General features: G+C 61.9%; 6 protein-coding genes. 1 reads left to right on the plus strand and 5 read right to left on the minus strand.

Annotation, left to right across the window (positions count from 1 at the left end):
• On the minus strand, positions 1-2435 hold a 2435-nt coding region (locus C1D09_RS28330), incomplete at its 3' end, for a VCBS domain-containing protein (protein WP_208760441.1).
• Positions 2436-2756: 321 nt separating this feature from the next.
• Between C1D09_RS28330 and C1D09_RS28335 the strand changes: the two genes are divergently transcribed.
• On the plus strand, positions 2757-3701 hold the full coding sequence (locus C1D09_RS28335) for a transglutaminase-like cysteine peptidase (protein ID WP_143977307.1): 945 nt from the start codon (positions 2757-2759) through the stop codon (positions 3699-3701).
• Positions 3702-3784: 83 nt separating this feature from the next.
• On the opposite strand, the gene C1D09_RS28340 is transcribed toward C1D09_RS28335, so the two are convergent.
• The 4 genes from C1D09_RS28340 to C1D09_RS28355 are packed head-to-tail and all read right to left on the minus strand — an operon-like array spanning position 3785 to position 9357.
• Complete coding sequence (locus tag C1D09_RS28340; protein WP_167514793.1) at positions 3785-4426, minus strand: ribbon-helix-helix domain-containing protein; 642 nt, start codon at positions 4424-4426, stop codon at positions 3785-3787.
• Positions 4416-5705: an HlyD family type I secretion periplasmic adaptor subunit gene (locus tag C1D09_RS28345; RefSeq protein ID WP_143977308.1), complete on the minus strand. Its 1290-nt coding sequence runs from the start codon at positions 5703-5705 to the stop codon at positions 4416-4418. Before C1D09_RS28345 ends, C1D09_RS28340 begins: the two co-directional genes overlap by 11 nt.
• A 29-nt stretch (positions 5706-5734) precedes the next feature.
• Positions 5735-7882 carry a type I secretion system permease/ATPase gene (locus tag C1D09_RS28350; RefSeq protein ID WP_143977309.1) on the minus strand — a complete coding sequence of 716 codons (2148 nt, stop codon included), beginning with the start codon at positions 7880-7882 and terminating at the stop codon, positions 5735-5737.
• Between the two features lie 41 nt (positions 7883-7923).
• Entirely contained in the window at positions 7924-9357 is a 1434-nt protein-coding gene (locus C1D09_RS28355; RefSeq protein ID WP_246135911.1) for a TolC family protein, read from the minus strand.
• Between the last annotated feature and the right edge of the window lie 5 nt (positions 9358-9362).

The following is a 9362-nucleotide window of genomic DNA, read 5'->3' on the forward strand; positions in this document are numbered from 1 at the left end:
GTGTAGGTCCACACGCCCGTGGTCGGGTTGACGGCGAAGCTGCCATATGTGCCGGCGGCATTGCCGCTCCAGGTGGCCGTGGCGCCCGCGTCGGGATCGTGTGCGGTCAGCGTGCCGCTCACCGTCGGCGTGCCGGCCGTCAGCGCGCCCGGATCGGTCGAGGTCGTGCCGGCGACAATGGTGCCGGGATCGGCATTGCCGGCCTCGACGACCGCGCCCGAGGTGTCCCCGGTGATCGTGGGTGTGTCATTGGTGCCGTTGATTGTGAATGTGATGGTCTTGCTGTCGGCGTCGCTGTCCTTGTCGGTCAGCGTGTAGTCGAACGACACGTTGATCGTGTTGCCGTCAGCCAACGCCTGCGTCGCGGGCTTGCTGCTGTCCAGCACGAAGTTCCAGGTACCGTTGGCGTTCTGCGTTAGCGTGCCGTAGTCGCCCAGGTTGACCGTATTGCCGCCCAGCGTGGCGGTCACCGTGCCCCAGGTCACCGGGCTTATTGCCGCCGGGCCATCGGCGCCGAATGTGTTGCTGTAGTCGGTCGTGACGTTGCCCCCGACGGTGGTCGTGGCGCCATCTTCGGTTAGCGAGCCGGCATCGGCATTGTGCGCAACAGGAACGTCGTCGACGATCAGGATGCTGATGGTGCCATCGCCATGGGAGCCGCCGACGCCGTCGACGGCCACCGCAACGCTGTCGGGTAGCGTGTTGTTGCCGTCGCCGGCGGGGTGGGGCTGCGCGGCGTTGAGCGTGTAGCTGTAGGCGAAGGCGGCCTCCGTACCGGCTCCCGCGGGTGTCACGCTCGTGATCGTCAGCGTGCCTTCACCCGTGCTGATGGTCTTGCCGAGCCAGTCAGCCAGTGTGTGGGTCTCGGTGCCGATGGTCACGCTCTGGATGCCATCGGTGGCGATGACCTTGAACGTGCCGGCATCGGTCTCGTTGGTATCCGCAACCGAGGTCAGGCCATGTTCGTACACAACGTTGGAAGCGCCACCGGCATTGGCGTCATCGCTCGGTGTGACGACGACGGTCGCATTGTCGTTCGCGCCGTTGATCTCGAACGTGATGGTCTTGCTGTCGGCGTCGCTGTCCTTGTCGGTCAGCGTGTAGTCGAACGACACGTTGATCGTGTTGCCGTCAGCCAACGCCTGCGTCGCGGGCTTGCTGCTGTCCAGCACGAAGTTCCAGGTACCGTTGGCGTTCTGCGTCAGCGTGCCGTAGTCGCCCAGGTTGACCGTATTGCCGCCCAGCGTGGCGGTCACCGTGCCCCAGGTCACCGGGCTTATTGCCGCCGGGCCATCGGCGCCGAATGTGTTGCTGTAGTCGGTCGTGACGTTGCCCCCGACGGTGGTCGTGGCGCCATCTTCGGTTAGCGAGCCGGCATCGGCATTGTGCGCAACCGGCACGTCGTCGACGATCTGAACCGACAGTGTGCCGGGAGCCGAGACGTCGCCGTCCGTGTCGGTGACCGTCACCGTCATGTTGTCGAAGATGGAATTGTTGTCGGCGCCTGCCGGATGCTGCTCGCTATGCTCCAGCGTGTAGCTGTAGCTCACCTTGCCGGTCGCGGCGTCGTAGCCGTTGATGGTCAGCGTGTTGCCGAGCGGCGTGGTGATGTTGATGGGCACCGATGCGCTGTTGGCAAGTGCGGCGCCGGAAATCACCTGGCCGTTTACGGTCAGCGAACCGATTCCGTCGGGGGACGAAATGGCGAAGGTTCCGGTGTTGATCTCGCTGGTGTCGGCAACTGACGTCAGGCCGTGTTCATACACGATGGTGTCGCCGCCGCTGGTCTCAGGGGTCAGGTCGAGGATCGTCGGCGTGGAGTTGGGTAGCAGGCTTGGGAACAGCTCGCGATGATCCGGTTGGCCGAACGCGAGATCCGTCGGCGGCAACAGCGCCGACAGGCCGAACCCATCGCCGATACCGCCGGGCGGAATCGAGAAGTCTCCGCCCGCGCTCGAGGTTGAACCGCCGGGGCCCGCCGATATCGATCCGTCGGCGCCGAAGGCGACGTCGACGTGACTTGCTTCCAATGCCGCGATCAAGGCAACACGCGGCACTTCCACATCGCCGATGATGAAGGTCGGCACGTTGAGGGCGCCGTCCTTGATGACGATCACCGAACCGTCCGCCTGCTCGAGCACGAGGTTATGGCCATCGACCTTGATGTTGTCGATCGAGACGTTGGCCGGAAGCTTAACCACATGGTTGGCGTCGGCCACATATTCGTGCGGTGCGGCTGCCGCCGGAGCGTTGGCCTGTGCGGGTGCTTCCGGTTTCACGGGCGTGCCGCTCCCGACATCGACAGGAACCGGTTCGGCCGCCGGGGCAGCCTTTGGCGTCGCCTCCGCGACCTGGATCTGCGCTTGCAGGCCGTTATGTTCAGAGTGCTCGTCCCAGGAATGAGAGACGGTGTCCAGATCGTTACTGGTTGTCATGGCCAAACCCCTTCGGCATTTCCCGGAAAGAGACAGGGGTCAGTTATACTTTGCAACAGTCCCGCAATCCGTTTCATATATTCTGATATGCGAGCTCTGGCATTTTTTGTGCGTGGTAAACTCGAAACATATAACCTGATATACACTGGCCGATATGCAGTCGGTTTGGCGGGCTTGGCTTTGGTCGCTTGGTAAACATAAGTATAAATTTGTATAAAATTTTACACAAAACAGATGGCTCGAAGTACAGGAAACTTATCCACCTTCCTTTCCAATAATTTGAGATGAGATTGGTAGCGTCCGCAGTCAAAGGTGGACGTTATGACAAAACAAAAATCTGCCCAGGGGGCAACCGGGCTTAAAGCGCTGCTGCTGGCAATCGGCATTTTCGGCCTGTCGCATCCATCGTTCGCCAGCACTGCCCCTACCAGCGCCGATCGTGTCGATTCGCGGCTTGCAGACGTTGAAACGCCTCCTGCCCTCGGGGGCATTTCGCTGTTGCGGGGGCAGCCTTGGCAGCCGGCCCCGGCCTACAGGATCGGCATGGTTCTCGGCAGCTACGGTCCGGCCACAAGCGATCGGGAAACCGGCGTTTCGACGGCGCAAGGCAATGCAGGGATCGATCCCATCCAGACGGCGGCGATCATTCCCGGCGTGTTCGGATCGGTTGCGCTGTCGATGCACAATTTTCCGGTTTCCGCGCGTTGGGCGCCGGTCTACAAGGCAATCGTCGACTGTTCCGCGGGCACTGCGTGCGACGGCAAGAACAGCATCTTCACCGCGATCGTCAACGCCGCCAAGGACAAGCGGTTTGTCGACAAGCTGTCCTTCATCAACTCGAGCATAAATCACGCGATCGCCTACAAGAAGGACAGCGTGGTTTACGGCAAGCTCGACTATTGGGCCAAGCCTTCCGAAATTCTCGAGCGGCGAGCGGGCGACTGCGAGGATTTCGCCATTCTCAAGATGGCGGCGCTGCTGCGTGCCGGCATTCCGGCGCAGAGCATGTCGCTCGTCGTCCTGCAGGATCGCAAGCGCGGTTTCTTTCACGCCGTGCTGTCTGTCAGCACCGGCAGCGGCGTCTTCATTCTGGACAGCCTGAGCAACGTCGTCTCGCGCGACAGCGATCTTCCAGACTACGTGCCGTTGTACTCGTTCAGCACCGACCGCGCGTGGATCCACGGCACGAGGCCGGGCGCCGCCCAGGTCGCCGATATCAAGGGCGGGCTTGCGACGGTCGCACCTGGCGAGGGCCTGCAGCCGTAGCATGCCAAGCGAAGCGCCCGGTTAGGCACGCCTTCGCTCTCATGACGTCTCCCGGAACTGAGGTCACTTTCGGGCGGTATCCGCTAGCCGCCGAATACGAAGGCCATCAGCAGCTCCGGTTCGGGCACCGGCGCCCGCACCGCGTTCAATTGCCCCCGGTAGCGGCGGTCGCCCGCGCCGATGACGAAACCGGTGGCGACCGGCGTTTCGCCGTTGGCGTCGAGCCGCGCGAATATGTCGGCGACATTGAGATCCAGGGCAAGCTTCAGGTCGTGGCGCGCATCTTCGCTCGGCGCGACCGGCAATTGCCGTCTGACCAGTTGCTGGAACGGCGCGTTGAAGGTCAGGATCTTCTTCGACGATGAGAGCGCAAAAGCCGGTGACGGGCAGGCGACAAGAATGGCGCTGATCGTCTTGATCGACGCAAGCCTCCGCAAGGTCTGGTTTTCGTCGGCCAGTCCGCGCATGCAGGCCACCCGGATTGCCGACGTCAGGTTTCCTGTGTGGGCATGGCTTCCGGCGATCTCGTCGATCAGCATGCCGATCGTGCATTTGCGGCTTTCGGCCATCTGCTTCAGCGTGGTCCAGAACGCCCGCTCCAGACGAATGCCGCGTCGCGCGCCGCCGCGCGCGACAACCCGGAATTCCAGCCCGAAATCCTCTGTCGCCATAGGTGGCAGCAGCTGCTCGCGATCGGCGGCGGGAGAGGTGACGCTATCGTTCACTCATTGCCTCCTCGCGTGCCTTGTTGATCGGCTTCAGCAGATAGGTGAGGATGGTTTTGCGTCCGGTCTTGATATCGACCGAACAGATCATGCCGGGGATGATCGAATAGGTCTTGCCATCCCGCGTCAGCGTCGACCTCTCGGTTGCGACGCGCACCTGGTAGTACGGCTCGCCCGTCTTCTGGTCGACCAGGCTGTCGGCGGTGATGTTGGAGACCTTGCCCTCGATGCCGCCGAAGATCGAGAAATCATAGGCGGTAATCTTGATCAGCGCGTCCTGGTCCGGCCGGATGAAGGCGACATCGCGCGGTGAAACCCGCGCTTCGACCAGCAGGGTCTCGGAGGTGGGCACGATGCCGGCGACGACAGCGCCTGGCTGGACGAAGGCGCCCACCGTGTTGATGTCAAGCGTGTTGACGATGCCGTCGACGGGGGAGCGGATGTCGGTGCGCGCCACCTTGTCGGTGGCGCCGCGTATCGTCTCGTCCACCACCGAGAGGTCGGCCAGCGCCTGCGTCAGATCGCCGAGCGCCTCCTGTTGCAACTGCAGGCCGAGTTCGTCGACCTGGAGCCGGGCTTCCGTAATGGCCGACTTGGTCTTCTTGATGGTTTCTCCCGCGAGCGTCAGCTGACCGTTGAGTTCGGCTTGCTCGCGTTCGACGCGCAGCTGCTCGGTTCGCGCCATCAGGCCTTTCTTGACCATCCCTTCGACCAGCTTTGACTCCTGGTCGCTGACCGCCAGATTCTTCGTCAGGCGATCGGCATTGGCGGTCGCTTCGTCCAGCTCCTTCTCGCGCTGATCGAGGCGCGACTTGAGAACCGAGAGCTTGACCTGGAAGTTGTCGCGGCGGGCGCCGAGCAGCTTCTGCTCGTTGTCGCAGATTTCCGGCGCCACCTTCTGGATCTCGGATGGACACGGAAACGGACCTTCGAGATTGCCGGCCTGTTCAAATTTGAGCCGCGCGATGCGTGTCTGAAGCGCCCGCGCCTTGGCCTGCTGTTCGCCGAGACTGGAGGTGTTGAACGTATTGTCGAGGCGGATGATGAGGTCGTTCTTCTTGACGACCTGCCCGATTGTCACTGCGATTTCCTGGACGACGCCCGGCTCGCTGGCCTGGATGATCTGGGTCTTGGAAGCCGGTATGATCTTGCCTTCGCCACGCGCAATTTCATCCACCTCGGCATAGGATGCCCAGGCGACCGAACTCACAAAGAGCGCGCCGATGATGAACAAGGACGCCGACGCGAAAAGCGGCGGCCGGTCTTCCCTTGCAAGCATGTCCTTCAACCCCAACGCATTGAATGCGTTCAATAAGTCTGTTTCTCAGGTGCTTGTTTCTGCAGCGCCTGTATCACTTGGTCCTTTGGTCCGTCGGCAACGATCCTGCCTTGCTCGATGACGATAAGACGGTCGGCCAGTTCGAGCATGCTGAAGCGATGCGTTGAAACGATAAGCGTCGTGTTCCGGTCGAAAGCCACTTTGAGCTGCTTGATCAACTGCCGCTCGGAAGCCAGGTCCATCGAACCCGACGGCTCGTCCAGGAAGACGATTTTCGGTCTGGTAAGCAACAGGCGCGCGATCGCCATCGTCTGCCTCTGGCCGCCCGAGAGATTGGTGCCACGCTCGCCGACATTCATGTCGTAGCCACGCGGGTGACGGGAGACGAAATCGTCGACGCCGGCAGCCTTTGCCGCTTCGACGATCTGCTCGTCGGTCGCCTCCGGACATGCCATCAGGAGGTTTTCCTTGATGGTGCCCGAAAACAGATCGTTGGCCTGCGCGACGATCCCGACCGCGGCGCGAACCTCCGAGGGGTGGTATTGGCGGATGTCGATGCCGTCCAGCAGCAGCTCGCCCGACGTCGGCAGGAAGAGCCTGCCGATCAGCCTGCCCATCGTTGTCTTTCCCGAGCCTATGCGGCCGATGATGCCTATGCGCTCACCTGGCTTCACCAAGAAATTCAGGCCGGTCAGGACCTCGTTCTCGGAGCCCGGATAGACAAAGCCGACATTCCTGAACACCATGGCGCCGTTGCGAATGGGCCGGTTGACGAAGCCCACCGTATCCGGGCGATCCTCCGGCTGCGCCATGATCGAGTTCACCATGCGCAAGGAGAGCATGGCCTGGCGAAGCCTGGACAAGGTGATGGCGATCTGGCCGAGTGGAGACACCGCCCGGCCGGCCAGCATCACGGTGCCGATAATGGCTCCGGTGGAGACGTGTCCTTCCGAAAAGGCGTAGGCGCCGGCGACGATCAGGGCGACGGTGACCATCTGCTGGATGGCCTGCGTTATGTTGCCGGCCGCCGCCGAAAGCTGCTTGATCTTCTCGGATGTGTTGGACGCGTTCTTGGAATGCTCTCCCCATTTTCGCAACAGATACGCCTCGGCGCGCAGCGATTTGATCGTCTCCAGCGTGGAGATGGATTCGACCAGCAGGGCCTGCCGTTGCGAAGCCTCGTTCATGGAGGCCGCGACACGCTTGCCTATGCGCCGTTGCGTGATCAGCCCGACGATCACGGAAGCAACGAAGGCCAGCGCCGGTATGATGACCAACCATCCGCCGATCGCATAGATGACCAGGAGAAAGACGAACACGAAGGCGGTGTCGATGAACACGCTGATGGTGTTCGACGTGAAGAACTCGCGCACGAATTCATACTGCGTCACCCGATTTGCATATTCGCCCGTCGACCCTGGCCGTGCCGACAGGGACGAGTTCAGCACTTTCTCAAACAGCAGATAGGAAATGCGCAGGTCCGCCTTGCGCCCGGCATAATCGATGAGGGACGCCCTCGCGGTTTTCAGAAGCAGGTCGAACAGGATGACCGTGCCGATGCCGATCGACAGCACCCACAGCGTCGATATCGCCTTGTTCGGCAAGATCCTGTCATAGACGTTCATGGTGAAGATCGGCGAGGCGATGGCCAGCATGTTGATGAAGATTGCCGCCAGGATAACCTTCGAATAGGTGCGCCAGAACGGGCCCATCGTTCCCGTCAGCCAATGTCGCCGCTCGATCTTAGGCGCCGAACCGACGTTCATCCCTTCGGCAGTGTTGGCGTATGTTATCGAGAAGGAAACGCCGCCACTGATGTAGCTGGCGGCCAATTCGGATTTCGTGATGGTTAAGCGGCCGTCCTCCTGAGGAGCGGTTGTGAATGCGCCGTCCTCGGTTTCGGCCAGCAGGGCAACCGGCAATTGACTGACCCGAAACACGATGGCGGGGAGGTCGATGCGTCCCCGAAGAAACTCGCGATGGCTGAATTCGGTGATTTCGAGGCCGATGCGCTCGGCAATATGCCGGATGGCTTCGATGTCGATAGCTGTGTCCGACAGCGGCACGCCGGCGAACAGCACGGTTTGCGCGCTCGGCCTGCCGAGATACCCGGCAATGGCCGAGAAGCAGGCCTTGAACGCCTCCTTCGGGGACAGGATGTTGGGTTGCTGATTCACGATCCGCCCTTTAGGGACTCTCGATCGGTCCCTGCATCCGCTTACTTCTTCCTGACCGGTGCCAGGATATCGAATGGAAGGTCGTTCCTCTGTTCCGACGGCGTCCGCGCATAGGTCTCCGTGTCGGCGGTTTCCGGTGCCCCGAACTCGGTCCGTGCATAGGCCGCTGCCTGCTTTGGCGGGCGGATGTCCATCGTTTTCAGCAACTGCCCGGTGGCCGCGAGAAGCCGGTATTGGGCAAAGAGAGAGGCGTAGGATGCGGTGTCGGCCAGTGTCGCCGTGTTGAAACGCGTATTCTGCGCATCCAGCACATCGAGCAGTGAGCGCTGCCCGACCTTGAACTGCTCGCGATAGGACGCGACCAGCTTCTCGTTTGAAGCGGCCTGCAGCTTCAGCGTCTTTGCCAGGTCGGCTTGCCGGAAGCGGCGATCCCACGAGGTGCGAACGGCTTCCTCGATTTCCCGCAGCACCTGGTGCTGCGCAAGCCGCTGCTCGCTGGTGCGACGGATCTGCTCCTGCTCATTGGCCTTGTCGATGCCGCCCCGATACAGGTTCCACCGCAGCACCAGCCGTGCCTGCAGGTCGGATGTGTCGCCATTGTCACCGTCGATGTCATACCCAGCCCGGGCGACGCCTTCGGCGACGATCGAGGGGCCGTATTTCGCGCGAGCCGCGTCCACCAGCGAGGCCGCGGCGGCGATATCGCTGTTGGCCATATGGACGCGCGGATTGCTTTCCCGCGCAAGGCCAATCGCATCGTCCAGCGACCTTGGCAGCGCGCCGGAAACATCGGCCGGCCTCGATGCATTGGTCAACGGCTTCCCGACGGTCTTGAAGAACCGGATCCGCGAAGCCTCCAACTCCTCCGAGGCTTCCTGCATGCGAGCCTTGGCCGCGAACAGGCGCTCTTCGGCCTGTTGCCGGTCGGCCTCGTTCAACCCGCCGCCAGCGATGCCTTCCTGGATGTCGTGGAGCATTGCTTGATGGAAGCCCAGGTTCTTCTTGGCCTCTGCCACGATCGAGGCCTGAAGCATGTATTCGAGGTAGTCCTGGACAACCGATAGCCCGATGAATTCAGACCGTTCCAGAACACGAAACGACGCGCCGTCAACGCGCGAGGCCTGGCGGTTCAATTCAGCACGCCTTGCGCCGCTGTCATAGACCGTTTGCGATACCGTCAGATCGGTTTCCGCCGGATAAAGCGCGTCGTTCGCTATCGAAAGCGCGCGTCGGGAGGAATTGTCGAGACGTCGCGCCCCGGCCGACGCTTCCACGTCGACGCTGGGAAGATAGAGCCCCTTGGCCTGACGCAGCTCGAACTCGATTGCTTCGCGATTTTCGATGGCTTGGCCGATTTCTGGATTGGATTCGACGGCGACCGCCATCGCTTCCTTGAGCGTAAGCGCACTCGCATTTGCGCAGGCCAGCATCGTAGCCGCCATCAAAAGACCGAGGCGCTTGCCCACAGTCGAGATTCTTC

The organism is Mesorhizobium intechi (genome assembly GCF_002879535.1).
In the GTDB taxonomy this organism is placed as follows: Bacteria; Pseudomonadota; Alphaproteobacteria; order Rhizobiales; family Rhizobiaceae; genus Mesorhizobium; species Mesorhizobium intechi.